General features: G+C 36.8%; 20 protein-coding genes. 6 read left to right on the top strand and 14 right to left on the bottom strand.

Translation table 11 applies throughout. The annotated features are described in order from the left end of the window. Window positions 1-142: 142 nt before the first annotated feature. From SACI_RS07440 to hjc, 4 genes are read left to right on the top strand one after another with little or no spacing between them, the layout of a single operon-like run. Window positions 143-1861: an acetolactate synthase large subunit gene (locus SACI_RS07440; protein WP_011278376.1), complete on the top strand. Its 1719-nt coding sequence runs from the start codon at window positions 143-145 to the stop codon at window positions 1859-1861. Next, window positions 1839-2234 (top strand): ACT domain-containing protein, encoded by a 396-nt coding sequence (locus SACI_RS07435; RefSeq protein ID WP_011278375.1) that lies wholly within the window; start codon window positions 1839-1841, stop codon window positions 2232-2234. The genes SACI_RS07440 and SACI_RS07435 overlap by 23 nt, the downstream gene beginning before the upstream one ends. Then, window positions 2215-3213, top strand: coding sequence for a ketol-acid reductoisomerase (gene ilvC, locus SACI_RS07430; protein ID WP_011278374.1), 999 nt, complete (start codon window positions 2215-2217; stop codon window positions 3211-3213). The genes SACI_RS07435 and ilvC overlap by 20 nt, the downstream gene beginning before the upstream one ends. Window positions 3214-3231: 18 nt before the next feature. Further along, window positions 3232-3663, top strand: a complete 432-nt coding sequence (gene hjc, locus SACI_RS07425; RefSeq protein WP_011278373.1) for a Holliday junction resolvase Hjc — start codon at window positions 3232-3234, stop codon at window positions 3661-3663. Here the strand turns inward: hjc and SACI_RS07420 are convergent. The 12 genes from SACI_RS07420 to SACI_RS07365 form a co-directional block, all read right to left on the bottom strand. After that, window positions 3656-5188, bottom strand: a complete 1533-nt coding sequence (locus SACI_RS07420; protein ID WP_011278372.1) for a PINc/VapC family ATPase — start codon at window positions 5186-5188, stop codon at window positions 3656-3658. The genes hjc and SACI_RS07420 overlap by 8 nt on opposite strands. 46 nt (window positions 5189-5234) lie before the next feature. Continuing rightward, window positions 5235-5837 carry a pyridoxal 5'-phosphate synthase glutaminase subunit PdxT gene (gene pdxT, locus SACI_RS07415; RefSeq protein WP_011278371.1) on the bottom strand — a complete coding sequence of 201 codons (603 nt, stop codon included), beginning with the start codon at window positions 5835-5837 and terminating at the stop codon, window positions 5235-5237. 1 nt (window position 5838) lies between these two features. After that, the gene (gene pdxS / locus SACI_RS07410) at window positions 5839-6849 is read right to left on the bottom strand and encodes a pyridoxal 5'-phosphate synthase lyase subunit PdxS (protein ID WP_011278370.1); all 1011 of its coding nucleotides are present in this window, start codon (window positions 6847-6849) and stop codon (window positions 5839-5841) included. A gap of 31 nt (window positions 6850-6880) precedes the next feature. Beyond that, a complete protein-coding gene (locus SACI_RS07405; protein WP_011278369.1) occupies window positions 6881-7168 on the bottom strand; it encodes a 30S ribosomal protein S26e in 288 nt (95 codons plus the stop codon). Window positions 7169-7204: 36 nt separating this feature from the next. Then, the gene (gene proS / locus SACI_RS07400) at window positions 7205-8656 is read right to left on the bottom strand and encodes a proline--tRNA ligase (RefSeq protein ID WP_011278368.1); all 1452 of its coding nucleotides are present in this window, start codon (window positions 8654-8656) and stop codon (window positions 7205-7207) included. A gap of 61 nt (window positions 8657-8717) precedes the next feature. After that, the gene (locus SACI_RS07395) at window positions 8718-9023 is read right to left on the bottom strand and encodes an ATP synthase subunit K (protein WP_011278367.1); all 306 of its coding nucleotides are present in this window, start codon (window positions 9021-9023) and stop codon (window positions 8718-8720) included. Between the two features lie 13 nt (window positions 9024-9036). Further along, a complete protein-coding gene (locus tag SACI_RS07390) occupies window positions 9037-9198 on the bottom strand; it encodes a hypothetical protein (RefSeq protein WP_015385632.1) in 162 nt (53 codons plus the stop codon). Between the two features lie 4 nt (window positions 9199-9202). Beyond that, complete coding sequence (locus SACI_RS07385) at window positions 9203-9832, bottom strand: V-type ATP synthase subunit D (RefSeq protein WP_011278365.1); 630 nt, start codon at window positions 9830-9832, stop codon at window positions 9203-9205. Continuing rightward, window positions 9829-11217, bottom strand: coding sequence for a V-type ATP synthase subunit B (locus SACI_RS07380; protein ID WP_370685265.1), 1389 nt, complete (start codon window positions 11215-11217; stop codon window positions 9829-9831). The genes SACI_RS07385 and SACI_RS07380 overlap by 4 nt, the downstream gene beginning before the upstream one ends. A gap of 14 nt (window positions 11218-11231) precedes the next feature. Next, the gene (locus SACI_RS07375; protein ID WP_011278363.1) at window positions 11232-13010 is read right to left on the bottom strand and encodes an ATP synthase subunit A; all 1779 of its coding nucleotides are present in this window, start codon (window positions 13008-13010) and stop codon (window positions 11232-11234) included. 2 nt (window positions 13011-13012) lie between these two features. Further along, window positions 13013-13591 (bottom strand): V-type ATP synthase subunit E, encoded by a 579-nt coding sequence (locus SACI_RS07370; RefSeq protein WP_011278362.1) that lies wholly within the window; start codon window positions 13589-13591, stop codon window positions 13013-13015. Between the two features lie 5 nt (window positions 13592-13596). Beyond that, entirely contained in the window at window positions 13597-13899 is a 303-nt protein-coding gene (locus SACI_RS07365) for a V-type ATP synthase subunit F (protein WP_011278361.1), read from the bottom strand. Window positions 13900-13968: 69 nt separating this feature from the next. On the opposite strand from SACI_RS07365, the gene SACI_RS07360 reads away from it, so the two are divergent. Beyond that, window positions 13969-16074 carry a V-type ATP synthase subunit I gene (locus SACI_RS07360; RefSeq protein ID WP_080504021.1) on the top strand — a complete coding sequence of 702 codons (2106 nt, stop codon included), beginning with the start codon at window positions 13969-13971 and terminating at the stop codon, window positions 16072-16074. Here the strand turns inward: SACI_RS07360 and metG are convergent. Beyond that, window positions 16066-17781: a methionine--tRNA ligase gene (metG, locus tag SACI_RS07355; RefSeq protein WP_011278359.1), complete on the bottom strand. Its 1716-nt coding sequence runs from the start codon at window positions 17779-17781 to the stop codon at window positions 16066-16068. The two genes, SACI_RS07360 and metG, sit on opposite strands and share 9 nt — an antisense overlap. Before the next feature lie 62 nt (window positions 17782-17843). Between metG and priL the strand changes: the two genes are divergently transcribed. Continuing rightward, the gene (priL, locus tag SACI_RS07350; RefSeq protein ID WP_011278358.1) at window positions 17844-18752 is read left to right on the top strand and encodes a DNA primase regulatory subunit PriL; all 909 of its coding nucleotides are present in this window, start codon (window positions 17844-17846) and stop codon (window positions 18750-18752) included. Here the strand turns inward: priL and pgsA are convergent. Further along, window positions 18745-19323 carry an archaetidylinositol phosphate synthase gene (gene pgsA, locus SACI_RS07345; protein ID WP_011278357.1) on the bottom strand — a complete coding sequence of 193 codons (579 nt, stop codon included), beginning with the start codon at window positions 19321-19323 and terminating at the stop codon, window positions 18745-18747. The genes priL and pgsA overlap by 8 nt on opposite strands. Window positions 19324-19332 lie beyond the last annotated feature (9 nt).

The following is a 19332-nucleotide window of genomic DNA, read 5'->3' as shown; positions in this document are numbered from 1 at the left end:
TGATATTATTGCCGAAGTGAAAAAAATGAAGGGTGAATATACCCTCCAAATTTAATAATAGTACCCATATATTCTTCTATAAGTCAGAAGAATTTAACACAGAAAGATCTATATTTAAATATATTCTTAGAAGGTGTTTATAATGCCTAGTGGTGCTAGAATAGTAGTAGATTCTCTAAAAAGAGAAGGAGTAAAAGTAATCTTTGGAATACCAGGTTTATCAAATATGCCCATATATGACGCATTCCTAGAGGATCTAAAGAATGGTGAACTAAGACATGTTCTAATGAGACACGAGCAAGCTGCAGCACATGCCGCAGACGCTTATGCTAGAGTATCAGGATTTCCAGGAGTTTGCACCGCAACCTCAGGACCAGGAGTTACCAATCTAGTAACTGGATTAATATCTGCTTACTGGGATTCCTCCCCTGTAGTTGCAATAGCAGGACAAGTAGTAAGACCGTCAATTGGAAAGATGGCTTTTCAAGAGGCGGACACTATAGGTATTTTTGAGCATATAACAAAGTACGTGATAGAAGTTAAAAAAATAGAAGAATTGCCACAAATGATAAAGAATGCATTCTATATCGCTGGAACTGGAAGACCGGGACCAGTAGTAGTTGACATACCTAGAGATATACTAAATGAAAAAATGGAAGATGTTAAATGGCCTGAAAAACCTATAGTTCCTGGTTACAGAGAATTCCCCACGATTATAGATAGACAAAAAATCAAGAAAGCTGCAGAACTGTTAATAAACGCTGAGAGACCCATAATATTAGCAGGAACAGGGGCAACCTGGTCTAATGCTACAGAGGAAATACTTGAATTAGCAGAGCTATTGCATACACCTATAATATCGACATTCCCTGGAAAAAGTGCAATACCTCATGATCATCCACTATACTTTGGTCCTATGGGATATTATGGAAGAGCGGAAGCATCAATGGCTGCCCTAGAATCAGACGTAATGTTGGTTGTGGGAGCTAGACTAAGTGATAGGACAATCACATCTTACGACGAGATGAAAGAGACTAAGAAAAAGTTCATAATGGTAAATGTTGACCCTACCGATGGAGAAAGAGGATTAAAAGTAGACATAAACCTTGTGGGTAATGCAAAGACGTTATTGAGAGAACTAATAAAAGCTGTAGTAGAGGTAGGTAAAAAGAACGATAAAAGTGAGTGGGTAAAGAGAATAAAAGAATATCAGGAATATTATTCACAATTCTACTACATAGAGGAAAACAATAAACTGAAGCCTTGGAAAATACTTAAGATTATAAGAAACTCAATTCCTAGGAATTCAATAGTAACGACAGGAGTTGGGCAACATCAAATGTGGGCTGAAGTTTTTTGGGATGTTTTAGAACCCAGAACTTTTCTCTCCTCCACAGGAATGGGAACTATGGGATTTGGACTGCCAGCAGCTATCGGTGCAAAGTTGGCAAAACCAGACAGAGTAGTTGTAGATCTAGACGGAGATGGATCATTCCTGATGACTGCAACTAATTTAGCCACTGCAGTAGATGAAAACATTCCCATAATATCCGTAATATTTGATAACAGAACCTTAGGTTTAGTAAGGCAAGTTCAGGACCTGTTCTTTGGAAGAAGGATAGTAGGAGTAGACTATGGACCTTCGCCAGACTTCGTAAAGCTTGCTGAATCATTTGGAGCACTTGGTTTTAACGCTACAACATATGAAGAATTGGAGAAGTCCATAAAAATTGCTATAAAGGAGAATATTCCTTCTGTAATTAGATTACCTATAGATAAGGAGGAGTTAGCTTTACCCACATTACCTCCAGGTGGAAAGTTAAAACAGGTGATAGTACGTGACCCAAGAAAAGGTAGTTAGAGTAATTGGTTACTACAGAGACCCTAGTTTCCTAGAAAGAATAATAGGTCAGTTTAGAAAACTACTCATGGACATAAACTGGATGCAGGCTAGAAAAGTCTCAGACAACGGACTTTACGAGATATATTTTGGAATACCATATACTAACAACTTTGAAATTGCTATAGCAAATTTAAGTAAAACAGTTGATGTGGAAAAAGTTGAACTACTGGAAGATGCTACTGTAACTACATACATAATAAAGCAAGACGGAAACGTAATTAAGGGAGATAGTGTAGATGCAGAGGAATATGACATGGTCGTTTATAAACCAGTTTTTTCTAAGATTACTGTACTAAGTTGGGGTGTTATAAGTGGCAAAAATCTATACTGATAAAGATGTGTCATTAGATGTTATAAAAGAAAAGAGAGTTGCAGTTTTAGGTTATGGTAGTCAAGGGAGAGCATGGGCTCTTAATCTAAGGGATTCAGGCATAAAAGTTAGTGTAGGCTTAGAAAGAGAAGGTAATTCATGGAAACAGGCAGAAAACGACGGCTTTAAACCACTTCGTACTGAAGAAGCAGTGAGGAATTCAGATATAATAATATTTCTACTTCCAGATATGATTCAAAGGACAGTTTATCTGGAGAGAGTTAAGCCATACCTTAAAGAAGGAATGGATTTAGTATTTGCCCATGGTTTCAACATACATTATAGGTTAATAGAACCACCATCCAACGTTGATGTATACATGATAGCACCTAAAGCTCCAGGACCGATAGTGAGAGAATACTTTGCGAAGGGAGGAGGAGTACCAGCATTGGTAGCAACATATCAAGACCACTCAGGCAAAGCTTTACAAAAGGCACTAGCAGTGGCAAAAGCTATTGGAGCTACAAGAGCTGGGGTAATCGAGACCACATTCAAAGAGGAAACTGAAACCGACCTATTTGGGGAACAAGTAGATCTAGTAGGTGGAGTTATGCAACTAATGAGATATGCTTTCCAAACCCTGGTAGAGGCAGGCTATCAACCAGAGGTAGCTTACTTCGAAACAATAAATGAGATGAAATTAATTGTAGATTTAGTGTACGAGAAAGGTTTCTCAGGGATGTTAACTGCAGTGTCAGATACCGCAAAGTACGGAGGAATGACAGTTGGAAAAATGGTAATAGATGAGAGTGTTAAAGAGCGAATGAAAAAAGCGTTAGATAACATCAGAAGCGGAAAATTCGCAGAGAAGTGGGTTGAAGAATATGGTAAGGGTGCAAATACTATCAAAGAAGGTATGAAAGAAGTTGATAATAGCACTGAGGAGAAGGTAGGTAGATCTCTTAGAGATATAATTCTGAGAGGAAAACCTAAATCCTAAGTGTTTTTATTTTATTATGTGAGTAATAAAACTAAAGGCAGTACACTTGAGAGATATCTTGTTTCAAGGCTTAGAGATAAAGGATTTGCAGTTATAAGGGCGCCAGCAAGCGGGTCTAACAGAAAGGATCATGTTCCTGATGTAATTGCGATGAAGTCTGGCGTCATAATACTTATAGAAATGAAAAGCAGGAAAAACGGAAACAAAATATACATTCAAAAAGAACAGGCTGAGGGAATAAAAGAATTTGCGAAAAAAAGTGGAGGTGAACTTTTTCTAGGAGCTAAGATCGCAAAAGATCTCAAATTTCTAAGATTTGACGAACTGCGGAGGACAGAAGCAGGAAATTATGTTGCGGATTTAGAGACAATTAAGTCAGGAATGGATTTCGATGAACTGGTAAGGTATGTTGAGGGAAAAATAAGTAAAACATTAGATTCCTTTATGTAGTATCCTCATCAGGAAACCTTACTCTTATCTTTATCTTGTACTTTTTCTCATATTTTTTCAATTTAGAGACAACTTTTTTATTAAACATTCCTATTTCGTCTCTAGGTATTGTTATTATATACTCTCCATTTTCGAATGATATGGAAGCAGAGGGTATAATATTGTTGATCATACTCTCTAATCTTCTCTGGGTAGAATTTGTCTGTAGGTTTTTAACAGGAACTATCATCGTTTGTTCTCCAAAAACGTATATCTCGTATTCAGCTTTATCACTTATTAAATCCTTAACCTCCACAACAGGTCTAGCCAGGTCGGCTTCCTTTAACCCTGTCGGAACTTTGACCGTTATATCAAGACCGTAAACCTTTGCAACGTTTCCTGAATTAATGAAAACCACAGTGTCTAGAATGTTAGGGATTGTACCAATATCGATTCTATTTATAAACCTATGTATTGCATCTATTGGTGATGTTGCATGAACAACACCAATCATTCCAATTCCTGCTAACCTAAGATCTATGTAGAGCTTGAAATCCTCATCATTTCTCATTTCGTCATATACAGTATAATCTGGTCTACTTAACAGAAGAATATCATGAAGTTCTCCAACTTCAGCGTAATTTTTGGAATACTGCGTAACCTCTGGTGGTAGATGCATATCTCTAGGTGATTCAATTGTTTTTACAACCTTATTCATTCTCGTGTAGAATTCAGCTAAAGCTTGAGCAAAAGTAGTTTTACCCATTCCCGGAGAACCAGCAATTAGTATGCCTTCTGCCTTATCCCTTAACCTTTTGAGTAATTTTTCATCCATATTATACTCTTCAAGCTTCTTTTTCACTACAGGTCTGGTTATGGTGACTTCCCAACCATCACTCAAAGGTGGTCTAATTATAACTACCCTATAGTTACCAAGTTGAACAATTGTTGAACCTTTCCTTTCAATTTCTATAAAAGAGTCTTTAACGTAATTTACTGAGGAAAGGATCTCGTTAACTACCCTCTTAATATCAGTGCTAGTGAGAGGGTTGCTTAATAGTTCAACAAACTGCCATGAACCTGGCTTACCTTTCTTTGCTTTTGGTGTTACGCCCTCTTTCAAATGCACACTCATAGTGGTTTCATCAAACATTTTCTCGATTTCTAACTCTGTCTGACTTGGTTGAAGGAGGACGACATCAATATTCAAACTTTCTGATAGTTTCTTCTGTATTTCGTCTGTAGTTACTATCGTACATTTACGGGATAAACAGTAGTCTCTTAAAACTCCGTTTAATGAACCGTGCAAATTTTCACTGTTAACTATTTCAAAACTAACAAGTAAATTCTCGCTTATTTCCTTTAATCTCTTCACCTCATCCAATGCTATCTCAGCCGTAACTAAACCTTCTTTTGCCTCTCTCTCTAAATCCTCTAAGAGTCTCTTGTGAATTAGGATATTACCATAAATCGTTCTGTTCTCAATGTACTTCGAAAGACCATGAAGAAGAGCAGACTTATCTGGAAGTAAATCTCTTGCAGGCAAGACTAAAATACCCTTCTGAATAGGATTTTATTTCATACTAAAAAATTTATTTCTTTATTTTGCTCAAGAAATACTCATGTACAATTGTGCTCTCTGATAATTCAGGATGAAACGTTGTAGCTAACATATTCTTCTGCTCTGCCATTACAATTCCGTTCTCAAACGAAATTAGAGCAGTTGCGTCGTTCCACGTTCTCTTTATAATCGGAGCCCTTATAAACACAACTCTTGCTTTACCGCCACCTATAACGCGAAAATCTAGATCTGTTTCAAAACTCTCCCTCTGTCTCCCATAATAGTTTCTTACTACCTGAATGTCCATAGTCCCTATCAATGGCTGAGATTTCTTACCCACTTTTGCATCAGACACATCTTTAGCTAACATTATCGCACCTGCACATGTACCCAAGACAGGTAATCCAGCATTGATTTTTGCTTTTATCTCGTCTAAGACACCTAACTTTTCAGCAATTATTCCTATAGTGGTACTTTCTCCTCCAGGTATAACGACACCGTCTATTAAATCAACGTCCTTAGGTTTCTTTACAGCTATAACTTCTCCTGTTAAATTAAGCTTGCTCATAGCTCTCTTTAGTTGTATTGCATGTTCCTCAAAACTTCCTTGATATGCTATAACACCAACTTTCACTTTACACACCCCTTACCTGTAATAATTCCTCAGGTTTCAAGGTCTTAATATCGATACCCATCATGCTCTTGTTCTCACTGATCATTTTCTGAGCCTCTAATACGATTTCTGGATCTTCCCAGTTAGCTGCAGCTAAAACAACTGCTTTAGCTCTTTGATCTGGGTCTTGACTCTTAAATATGCCAGAACCTACAAATATACCGTCAGAGCCTAACCACATCATTAAAGCAGCATCTGCTGGAGTAGCAATACCTCCGGCAGCAAAGTTGACTATAGGCAGTCTTTTCAATTTCACAACTAATTCTACCAATTGATAAGGTACCTGGTATTCTCTGGCTTTCTTTAATCTGTCTTCTTCAGGAAGCGAAATTAATGTGGATATCTCGTAATTCATTATTTTCATGTGCTTTACTGCCTCACTGACATTTCCTGTCCCTGCTTCTCCTTTAGTCCTTATCATTGAGGCACCCTCGTATATTCTTCTCAGAGCTTCACCGAGGTTTCTAGCCCCGTTTACGAAGGGCACTTTGAATTCCCATTTGTTAATATGATGTTCTTCATCTGCAGGAGTTAAGACTTCACTTTCGTCTATCATGTCAACTCCTAACGCTTCAAGTACTCTCGCTTCGTAGTAGTGCCCAATTCTAACCTTTGCCATCACTGGAATTGTTATGGAATTCATTACCTCCTCAATTATTTTTGGATCTGCCATTCTCGCTACTCCTCCGCTTTTCCTAACATCATAGGGTAACTTATCAAGCACCATTACAGCAACTGCCCCTGCGTTCTCTGCAATCTCAGCTTGGGTAACATTAGTAACATCCATAATTACGCCTCCTTTCTGGAAAATGGGAAAAGCGTGTTTAGCCATTACTGTTCCTTGTGCAGGTAATGTTTGAGGTATAGAAGGAGAAATTGACAATAGACCTGTATCACTAATAATATCTTTTAACTCAGCTAACTTATAGAAAAACTTCTCTATTTCATAAAAACTCAGATCATATAGTCTCATACGATAAAGAAGTTATATTAACTTAAAAACTTTAATACAATTTGGCTTTCTGTTTCCTCTCCTGTTCTGGTCTTATCTTTATTACACCTAAATATACAGCACAATTCACACAATAACACTTGGTCACTGGATATCTCATTATAATAGCCCCTTTCTTCTCCAGCTCTTGCGCTAGAGCTGGATCCACAGGACTATAAGGCTTAGTCACACAGATTGCCTTATCCTCAGGAATTCTTGCACCACATTGGTCACAATGTATGCTACCAACGTGTCCTTTGTCGCCCTTTCTTCTTCCTCTATTCTCCCTCTTCTTTGGCAAAAATCAAACACCCTACTTTATTCACCGCAGTTATTTTTAATAAGTTTTTGCTAGCCTTAGAGTTGTCTTAGCAGGTTTTTTACAAACCACGCAAGTAGATTTGGAAACATCTCTTGGACTATCATAAGGCTTACCTAAAACTCTTGCACCCGTAGTTTCCTCAATTTTCAAACCGCATTCATTAGATTCGCACCATGGAACCTCCACTATACCTGCCTTGCTATCCAACATTTTCTTAGCTTCCTCAAGGTTGTCGGTATATCTGATCTTACTCCTCAAAAAGTTCCAAGCCCTCTCCTTCAGATCCTTTCTAAGTGTTTCTAATAGTTTTACCACTTCACTAACTAGATTCTCTTTTTTGACACTTATCCCTTGAAGAGTATCCCTTCTCTTTATAAATACGCTATTTGAGGATAGCTCTCTTGGACCTATTTCAATTCTCAAGGGTACGCCCTTAATCTCCCAAATATAATACTTCTCTCCAGGTGTTTTTTCTGTATCTTTATCTATAACGGTGTTAATTCCATTACTCACCAAAATTTTTGCCACGTCTTCAGAATACTCAATTATCTTTTCAGTCTCCTTTTCATCTTTGGCTGGAATGGGTATTATTACAGCTTTAATTGGTGCTAACACTGGTGAAAGTATTGTACCATGATCGTCTCCATTTATTGAGACAGCAACTGCTATTACCCTATCAGAAATACCATAACTAGTTTGATGTGGATAATCTAATGTTCCGTCTTTTCTTTGCACTTTTAGATCAAATGCCTTGGTGAAATGTTGACCTAGATGATGTACAGTTCCTATTTGTAGAACTCTAGAATCTGGCATTATAGTATCAAAGGCTATGGTATATATAGCACCTGCGAACTTATCCCATTCTGGTCTTTGGGACATTATATATGGAATACCCAATTCCTCGAAGAAGTTCTTATATATTTCAATTGCCTCTTTTACCTGTCTTTCAGCGTCTTCGTACGTCTCATGGAGTGTATGAGCTTCCTTAAATGTTGATACTTCTCTGAGCCTAATCATTGGTCTGGTAGCCTTTGTCTCATATCTAAACACGCTAACAATCTGATAATACTTCTTGGGTAATTGTTTATAACTCTGAACCCAGTAGGTTTCCATGTAAGTTATTGCTGTCTCACTTGTAGGTCTTAATGCCAACCTTATATCCAAATTCTCTTCTCCACCTTTGGTAACCCAGAACACTTCAGACTCAAAACCTTTAATATGTTCACCTTCTCTCCTTAGTAGATCCTCAGGAACTAACAATGGAAATAAAACTTCTTCATGCCCCTTAGCGTCTAACAATTTCCTGATAAGGTCTACAGCAGCTTGCCTTATCTTAAAACCATATGGAAGCCATACACCCATTCCTTTTACAGGGTATCTTCCATAATCGTAGATCTCTGCCTCTCTTATTACCCAATCAAACCACTCTGAGAAATTATTTTCCCACTTCTCTCTCGTTAACTTCATAGCTGGACTACTGAATCAAAAAGATGAGCAGTTAAAAAACATTATTATCTTTATGACTCCTTTATATGCCTGCGAATAACATTAATACTGCAAATATTATACCGTATACAGCTATTCCTTCACCGATTGCTACGAAAATTAGAACAGTACCGAACATCTCTCTTTTCTCGGTAAGGACACCAATACCTGCTGCTGCAGCTGTACCTACTGCTACACCTGCTCCAATTGCCGCTAATCCAACAGCAAGTCCAGCACCAATATTAATTCCCATAAAACCTTGTGGAGTATCTTGCGGAGCTTGAGCAGCTGCTACTAGACCTCCTATTAAAATAGGAAGTATTAAAGATATTAGTAATGCCTTCCTCATTCTAATCTCATCATTATATGTTTTGGACTTCCTTTAAAATATTTCTCTTTACACTTTCAAGATCTTCGAATCGAGACTTTAGAATTTTATTATATTCTTCATTCAATTGAGATAAAATCTCTTTCTTTCTAGCATCCAATTTTGACTTAAGCTCATTAATGTAAGTTTCAGCCATTTTATTACCTCCTTCTTTGAAGTAATTTTCTAACCATTTTAAGTCTTGTGAACTCCTCCCTTGTTCTATCATCTAGAACGGACTTTATGTATTTTGAGGAAGACTGATAGAAAGGTAAGATAGACGTGTCTATTGCATTAATTAAACGCTGTGTTTTTCTCAATTCACCGCTGAGAGCCCTAATACTGGACTCTATTTCTATTAGTGTCAATATCTTCTTAAATGCATAGGACATTTGCTCTCTAGACTTTAATATATATGGAGAGATCTCTAGATTACCAAAAGGCTGTTGCTGAATTGTAGACTCATCTAAGTCCACTACAGGTATCTTTACACCAAATAGAACTTTAATACTAGTATTTACATTTAACGAGGATGGAATAGAATCTGCATAGGTCTGGATTGTAGACAAACCTTCAGAGGCAACACCTTGCAAGTAAGTGGAATAAACATCACTTAGAACCTTACTAACTTCATTGTACACTTTCTCGTACTCATCAGCATATTGCCTGAGGTATAGTAACAGGACTTCTCGCTTATTTTCTAATAGTCTCTTTATAGTCCTAATTAGCCTTATTTGCCTTCGTAAATTAATAAGGTTAATCTTTGTAGGTAAGACTTTCCTTGAGCTCATTTCTTTACCCTGTAGTTAGGATGATACTTCTTTATGTACTCAGTTCTAATCAAGCTTATTTCTGACTCTGGTAACATAGATATTACTTCCCATCCTATATCCAGTGTAGTCTCTATATCTCTATTCTCATTTATTCCCTGATTTATGAATTTCCTCTCGAACTGTTCAGCAAATAGTAAGTATTTCCTATCAACATCAGATAAGCTGTCCTCACCGATTATTGCGGCTAAACCTCTTATATCCTGTGCTCTTGCGTAAGCTGCAAATAACTGATTTGAAAGATCCTTATGATCATCCCTAGTCTTACCTTCTCCGATTCCGTCTCTCATTAATCTTGACAAACTAGCTAATACATTGATTGGTGGGTATATTCCCTTGTTAAACAAAGACCTATCAAGAACTATCTGACCCTCGGTTATATAGCCAGTCAAGTCAGGTATAGGGTGAGTAATATCATCGTTTGGCATAGTTAAAATTGGCATCTGGGTTATGGATCCCTTTTTACCTCTGACTTTTCCTGCTCTTTCATAGGTTACTGCTAGGTCAGTATACATGTAACCTGGATATCCACCTCTTCCGGGAACTTCCTCTTTTGATGCGCTTAACTCTCTTAGTGCCTCACAATAGTTTGTCATATCAATGAGAATTGCTAATATGTGCATATCTTTCTCATAAGCTAAGTACTCAGCTAGGGTCAATGCTGTCTTCGGAGTAAGTATCTTAAGTGATGGAGGGTCATTTGCTAGTGTTACGAACATTGCAACTCTATTTATTGCTCCAGTTTCCTCGAAGAATCTCCTAAAGAATAACGCCTCGTCGTATCTAATTCCGATTGCTGCAAATACAACTGCGAAATTACTCTCTTCTCCTCTTACTGTAGCTTGTTTAGCTATTTGTGCAGCTAATTGGTTTGCTGGTAAACCGCTACCGCTAAATATGGGAAGCTTCTGACCTCTCAGCAATGATGTTAAACCATCTATAGCAGAAACACCAGTCTGGATGAACTCTTCAGGGTACTCTCTTACGGAGGGATTAAGGGGGCTACCGTTAATATCCCTTTTCTCACCGCTTAAAACTTGAGGACCATTATCTAATGGTTCTCCCAACGGAGTAAATATTCTTCCTAACATTTCTTCAGAAATCTTTACTTCCAATCCTCTTCCTAAGAATCTAACTTTGGACTGTGTGGGGGAAACACCTGTAGTTCCTTCGAAAACTTGAACTATTGCAACACCTGACTGAGAATCAACAACTATACCTCTCCTTTTGCTCCCATCAGGCATTTCTACTTCAATTAATTCGTTATATGCAGCATCTGTAACTCCCTCTATAGCCATTAGGGGTCCTTTGATCATAGAAATGCTATTATACTCCCTGATGTTCATCAATGTGGACAAAATTATGCCACCTCCTTTAATAAGCTGTCAAAAGCCTCTTTTAATTTATTGTCAAGTTCGTCTATCTTATTTAGCTCATCATTTTTCACAGTATACTTAACTCTCACAATGTCTGGTTCGAATGACCCTACTTTCTCCAATATCTTCTTTAACGTGAGACCTTTATCTAACAACTGGGATGCGTTAGTGTAAAAGTCATAAATTAATCTCATGATCTTAGCTTGTTTTTGAGGAGATGAGAAGGCATCTATATCATCGAATGCGTTCTGTTTCAGGAAAGCGTCTCTAATCAACTTTGAAGCCTCTAAAATCAACTTATCCTTATCTGAGAGTGATTCTGGTCCTACTAGCCTAACTATTTGTCTTAACTCGTCCTCCCTCAGAAGGATCTTCACTAATACACTCCTCATTTCAAACCAAGTAGGATCAACGTTCTTGTGCCACCAACTGGCTACTAAATCAACATATGCTGAGAATCCTTGAATCCAGTTAATTGCAGGATAATGCCTTGCTTGTGCTAAAGACACATCAAGAGGCCAAAAGACTCTTACAAATCTCAATGTGTTGCTTGTTACTGGCTCTGTGAAATCACCGCCAGGTGGTGAAACTGCTGATGCTATACTTACAGAACCAAATCTCTCGGGCTTTCCTAATGCAATTACTCTTCCAGCTCTCTCATAGTATTCAGCTAATCTTGATGGTAGATAACTTGGGAATCCTTCCTCTGCTGGCATCTCTTCCATTCGTCCACCTAACTCTCTAAGTGCCTCAGCCCATCTCGATGTGGAATCAGCAACTAGTAACACGTCATAACCCTGATCTCTGAAGTACTCAGCCATAGTAACACCGACATATATACTAGATTCCCTTGCGGCTACTGGCATATTACTGGTGTTGGCTACCAATATAGTCCTCTGTAACAAAGGCTTCCCTGTCCATGGATCCTTAAGCTTCGGGAATTGTCTCAACTCATCAGTCATCTCATTACCTCTCTCTCCACAACCAACGTATATTACAACTTTAGCTTCAGACCACTTTGCCAAACTTTGTAAAGTGACTGTTTTACCGCTTCCAAATGGACCAGGTATTGCTGCAGTTCCGCCTTTAGCTATAGGGAATATGGTATCAACAACTCTGGTTCCAGTTAGGAGTGGTTCTGTTGGCTCTAGTTTTTCCTTGAAAGGTCTAGGAATTCTAACAGGCCATCTTTGATATAATTTTAATTCTTTAACATCGCCTTCCATATCAACTCTTGCAATTACATCTTCTACTGTATAATCACCCTCAGGAGAAATCTCCTTAAGTGTCCCATGAACGTTTGGTGGTACTATAATTCTGTGTTCTATTAGATCCGTTTCATTAACCTTAGCTATTATATCACCTGGTGATACTTTGTCACCTTTCTTAGCAACAGGAATAACGTGCCATTTCTTATTTCTTTCCAACGCAGGTACTTTAACTCCTCTAGTAACAAAGGGGGATTTTACAGATTCTGCAATTCTGTCTAATGGCCTCTGCAGACCATCAAAAATACCTCCCATTAAACCTGGTCCTAATTCTACTGATAACAATGAACCGGTTCTATATGCCTTCTCTCCTGGTTTAATTCCATCTGTGGCTTCGTAGACTTGAATGTATGCCCTATCTCCTTCTATTCTGGTTATCTCTCCAACTAGTCTTAATTCACCAACTTCAACAACTTCGAACATTTGAGCATTTCTCATACCGTCTGCTACAACTAGTGGACCATTTACCCTAACTACTCTACCTTCTCCTGCCATTTTTACTCACCAAATAAAATTCTTGCAACATCATCTCTTAAATCTTCAAAAATTTGATTTAAAATTGTTTTAAGGGTAAAATCACGTGTCAACTTCTTATCTGGATAGTATATTTTTACTCCACCCTTAATAGAATTATCTACCTCTACTGATACGTTATTGATTCGCTTTGTCGTTAATATTCCCTCAATGAACTTCTTATCGTTATTTGAGCAATAAACAATAGCTCCCTCAGTTAACTCCCTAGATAAAATACTTTCTATTCTATTTTTGTAATCCTTAGTATTTGCTATCTTTTCTAACTCATCTAAAGTCTTCTGAAATACTTGCTGAACCCAGTAATCCTTCTCCTTATTTACAGCTCTTTTAGTTTCTACTTCAAGCTTAGCTTCCTCTCCTCTCAAAGCCTCAATATTTTTTGATATAATCTCCTGGATTCTCTTTGAGTATTCAGATAATATTTCATTATAAGCCTCATCTACAATTAGATTTGCCTCGGTGAAAGCTTTCTTTAACTCTTCGTCTATCTTCTTTTTCTCGACCTCTTGAGTCTTAGATAATAACTCTTCAAAATCAACCATTTTACTCACCCAAAACCAAGTGATTTAAGTATTAAACCTTTTACATCAACAGGTTTAGCTTCACTAAATGGGCTTGGAATAACTGTTATGAGTGGTTTTTTCTGCTCTAATATAAGGTTATCCACTTTTTCCTTTACTGGAGTGTATGTGTCATTAGTTACTAACACTAAGTCTACATCTTCTCTTTTTCTAATCTTTAGAAGTGTGTTCTCTAGTTCTAGAGGGTCTTCTAATATAATACCCTCCGTACCTATAAGTTTAAACAAATTAACAGTATACTTATCGCCAATAACAATAACTTTACCCATCAAGATTAGATAACTTAAGCTCGAGAATAAATATTTTAAGGTAAAACGTTTTTTCCATATTGAATAGTTTTGATTCTGCCGGAAACAGTGGTAAGAGCTGAAATAATAACGACAAAGGATAACGTGAATGAAGTCGTTAGTAAACTTCTTAAATTGGGGACTTTTGAGCCCGATGATCCTAAAGTACCAATTTCACAGAACAGGCTTGAGGATGCAAGAAGGATATTAGGAGAAATCAACGATAAAATAGCAAGACTAATACTCCTCATGGAAGCATCTGAAATAGCTGTAGAGCCAAAAGGAAACCTAAAACAGGATAAACAGGATTGGATTGAAATAGCACGTATTTATACTTCTGAAGCCTCTAAAATAGAGGAAAAATATCGCGAATTGCTTGAAGAAATACAAAAATTGAAATCAGAGAGAGATTCATTAAAACTCAAACTTGATGAATTAGAACCATTCAAGGATGTAGATATTGACCTGAAGAAAATATATGCAAACACTTATTTTGACGTGGCATTGGCTATATTAAATCGCCAACAAATTGAGGAGTTGAAGAAAAGAGGTTTTGAAGTTATCTCGTATCAGTCAAATAATTTCTATCCGTCCCTGATCATAGGTCTAAAGGGGACTGGACTTAATGAGACGTTAAAGGAATTAGGAATCAAAAGATTAGAGACCCAGGATTTGGTGTCGCCTAGCCAGCAATATAAGACCATTATGGACAGAATTAACTACATAGATGGTGTTCTTGGTGCAAAAAGAAAGGAATTAAGAGAGAAAGCTAATGAAGATAAAGAATGGATACAATCTACATACGGAAAACTTCTAACACTTAGAGACAGTATGTTGGTTCTATCTAAAGCCAAAATTTCAGACTACTTTATTCAAATCGAGGGATATGTGTTAGAAAAATCCACTAAACAATTAACAAATTCCTTAAAAGATTCAGCTGTAGTAGTGTACGAATATCCGAAGAGATTCGGTGAACAAGAAGAACCACCTACTTATGTTAATTTACCTAAGTCAATAAGACCACTAGAGAGCATAATAGAGTTATACGGCACTCCTTCATATTGGGAGATATCACCCACACTATTTCTTATAATTACTTTCCCTCTGATCTTCGGACTTATGTTTCCGGATCTGGGAAACGCAATAATTTTACTCATATTTGCAGTTTGGTTCCACAATTATGGCAAAAAGAGAAATAGTGAGAGTATTAGATACCTATCTCTAGTGTTAATTTATAGTAGTATTATTGCAGCGATAACAGGTATATTAGCTAGGGAGTTCTTTGGACCTTTAGCTGTGGGCGGTCTACGTGAATTGTTAAATAACCCGTCCTATCCAGTAGGGCCATTATATAACATCTGGCCTATTTCCGAATCTGTATATGAGAAGATAGCTCCAATACTGCCAACCTCAGGAGAAACAGGTATAGTTAATACTATAATAATATCATTGCTACTAGGTTCAATATTACTGTTTGTAAGTTCAATATTAGGCGTGATAAATACAATAAAGAAGAAGGATTACGAATACCTTGTCCTAGATAGGTTACCTTTACTTCTGATTTACACTCCACCACTGATCGTATTCTCCTATGGATTTACAAATATCTCAAACTATACATTACAGATACAGGAATTACTGGGAGGTATTGAATACTTCATATTCCATTCAGGTTCGCCTGCCCCTGGTACAACACAAATATTAGCAACGTCATTAGTTATCTGGGTAGAGCTTGCCCTAATATATAATTGGATAGGAAAAATAATTATACTTAGAAAGCATGAGAAGGTTAGTATAGGAAATGCTATAGTTACTGGATTTATAGAAGGTGCATTTGAAGCTGGAATATTATTACTATCAAATGTAATTTCATTCATAAGGATCTTAATATTCGCAATTGCTCACTACTACATACTATTCGCGTTCTCGTTCATGGGTTATCTTGCGGCAGGTTCTCCAAATTCATTACTTGCAGTATTCATAAATCCAGCATCAATAGCAATCATAATAGTAGGTAATTTGCTGGCTATAGCACTAGAAGGGCTAGTAGTTTTCATACAGGACATGAGATTACACTTCTACGAAATGTTCAGCAAATTCTATGAGGGAAGAGGAAGAAAATTCAATCCAGTAAAAACGTATGTTGAATTACCTTAAAAGATCAGGTCTTTCTTTTTCCACTTCCCTTCTTATTTCATCCAATTTTTTCATTAACTCTTCTGGTGACATTTCTATCTTCTTAAATAAACTCCTTATTTCGCCTATTTTATGACCAGGCATTATTTTCAAGGAGCCTGCTGAGTCCCATGTCTCACTCTCCAAATTAGAGAGTCCTAATTGTTGATATAAGTTAGATGAATAAGTTGGCATGATTGGATATAGCATTATAGCAAGGGTCCTCAAGGAGTTTACAGAAATGTATAATACATTATTAGCTTCCTCTTTATTGGTCTTTACTAATGACCAGGGGGCTCTATTATTCAGATAAAGATTTCCTGACCTGGCAAGTTTTAAGATCTCTTCACTTCCCGCCTTTATCTTTCCTAGCTCAAACAACTCTCCCATCCTTTTAGGAGATTCCTTAATTAACGTAATCAAATTCTTGTCTTCGTCATTGAATATTGCCTCCTTAGGAGATGGGACAACACCATCATAGTATCGCTTTACCATCGAGAGTACCCTATTAGCGTAATTGCCAATGTCGTCGTTTAGCTCTGTATTAACTATTCTAAGAGCTTCTCTCCAAGTGAAGTTTGTGTCTTTCTCCTCTGGTCTTAACCTAATTAATATAAACCTCCAATACTCTACATCCATCAATTTATCAGCTTCATCGATCCACACGCCTATTTTCCTACTCTTACTAAACTTCTGACCCTCATAGAGAAGATATTCAGTAGCAGCTATAACGCTAGGTAAATTATATTTTTCATTACTTGCCATCAACATTGCAGGTAATATAACAGCATGGAAAGGAATGTTATCCTTTCCGATGAAATAATAGGTTTTAGTATCATTATATAACCAAAATTCCTTCCACATCTCTTCTTTTCCTAAATTTTTGAAGTACTCTACTGTTGCAGATAGATAACCTAGAAGAGCTTCAAACCAGACATATATTGTTTTGTTCTCTGCACCTGCAAATGGTGCAGGTATACCCCACATGTTATCTCGTGTTATACTTCTTGGTCTAAGACCTTCCTTAACCCAGCTTAATGCAACAGATTTTACGTTATCAGGCATTGTGCTGGAACTGGATATCCAGTCCCTTATTTTATCTCCAAATTCAGATAAATCGAAAAACCAATGCTTGGTAACTTTAAATACAGGTGGATTACCACATAGTGCACACTTAGCATTTACTAATGATCTTGGAGTCAACAATCTACCACAATTATCACACTGATCACCTCTAGCGTCTTCAAAGCCACAGTAAGGACATACTCCCTTTATAAATCTATCCGGAAGAAATAACTTGTCTTTTTCACAGTATGGAATCTCGTCCTCTTCTACCTTGATGTATTTCTCGAGTTTTACTAGAAAATTTCTAACGAACTCTTTGTGTACTTCAGACTCAGTCCTGCTATAATTGTCAAAGCTTATCTTCCATGTGTCAATAAATAATTTCTTATCATAGGCATGCGCCTGATCGGTCAATTTCTTGGGTTCTATGTTTCTCTTCCTTGCCTCAATTTCGATAGGTGTACCGTGTTCATCACTACCACTTACAAAAACGACATTTTCCTTTCCATATTTTAATCTGGCATATCTTGCAAAGACATCTGCTGATAATATAGAGCCTATTAAATTTCCCAGATGTGGAACTGCATTAACATAAGGCCATGCAGATGTTACTAAAACCTTCATAATTTCTGTCGCGGATAGTAAGCTTATAAAAATTGCTGATGTATTTTATAATAGTTAATGAAGTGCCTACAATAGACTTTTCCAAATATCCTTTTCTCAAAGATATTGGAGAGGAGCTGAAAAAATTCGGTGGAGGAGTAACTTTAAACGATATTTTGGAAAGCAAATACCTTGAGGTAGCAAAAGAGAGACTCGAAAAGATTATAAAAGATGAAAAAGTTGAGAGCTTTTCCAACGTTAGAAATTCCGTACTGGTGTTTTACTCACTCATATTGATAGTTGCTTTATTGAATAATAGAAGTATTACAGAAAATATAGCCAAAAAAGAGAGTAAACTTATTGAAAGTGACTTAATTAAAGAGAATCCTGAAAATCTTCTAGAAATAGGAAAACTTTTAGGAGTTAATGTAAGTAAGGATGAGTTGAAATTTTCAATAAAAGACAAGGGTAAAGAGAGAAATATAATACTACCTTTCAGTATTCCCTTAACAGACTATTTATTTCATATTAGAGAGATAAAGAGAATTAACGAGAACTTTAAATTAAACAAGCGCATAGTGACTAATGGAAAGGTCTACATTAACAAGGCAGATTTAACTAGATTGCTCAGAGAAAAGATTAGGCTTAAAATAATAGAACTTATTAACTCCATCAAATTACCCTCAGTTCCTGATAACCTTAAAAAGATTGCAGATGAGTTAAGAGGAAGGAAAACACCCCCTTGCATTGTAGAACTAAGAAAGAAAAAAGAGTTGACAGATGAAGAGAAAAGGATTCTAGTTGTGTACTCAGTGAACGTCAATGAAGTAACTGATGAATTAGATAAAGAGTTAGTAGCAAAATTTAGGGGAAACAGAAGGGAGAGATATATTGTTTATTCGTGCGAAATAATGAAAAAACTCAATCTATGCGTTGCTGAATGCGGAGTTAAAAATCCTCTGGAATTATATTACGGACGTCTACTTAGCTAAGGTTAAAGTAAATGTAAATGAACCTCTGAATTACTGTAACTATCGAGAGTATAAGGAAAATATATGCTATGTATAGTGAAATAAGGACTGAAAATATTGAAACTAGTAATATTACAAACAGTATTATTATACGCTCTCCCCTTTCAATTAAACCTCTGCCTTCTATTTTTTTAAGCCCCAGCGATTCAGCCTTGGCTCTAAGGTAAGAAATGGTAATAGATATACCTATCAATAAGCCAACCAATAATGATGGAAAACCTAAGCCTAAGAGACCTAAAATATAATTCATATCTTCAATTCTGTCTAAACTACTGTCGAGAAAACTTCCCTTGCTTCCAGCTGATCCTGATAATCTAGCTACCTCTCCATCTATAGCATCCATGAATCCGGACAGCAATAATAGGACTAACCCTAAGATAGGATTCTTAAAGAAAACTAGAACTATCAAGTAGATTAAAGATAAAATCAGACCAACGAAAGTTATAGTATTAGCATTAATTTTAATCTTAATTAGTGCTCTAGCAATAGGCAATAGAATTTTCTTGGACTGTTTTCGTATTCTTGTAAGCATAACCAACAC

It is taken from the genome of Sulfolobus acidocaldarius DSM 639, from assembly GCF_000012285.1.
GTDB lineage: Archaea > Thermoproteota > Thermoprotei_A > Sulfolobales > Sulfolobaceae > Sulfolobus > Sulfolobus acidocaldarius.
This window is presented reverse-complemented; position numbering and strand designations above follow the sequence as displayed.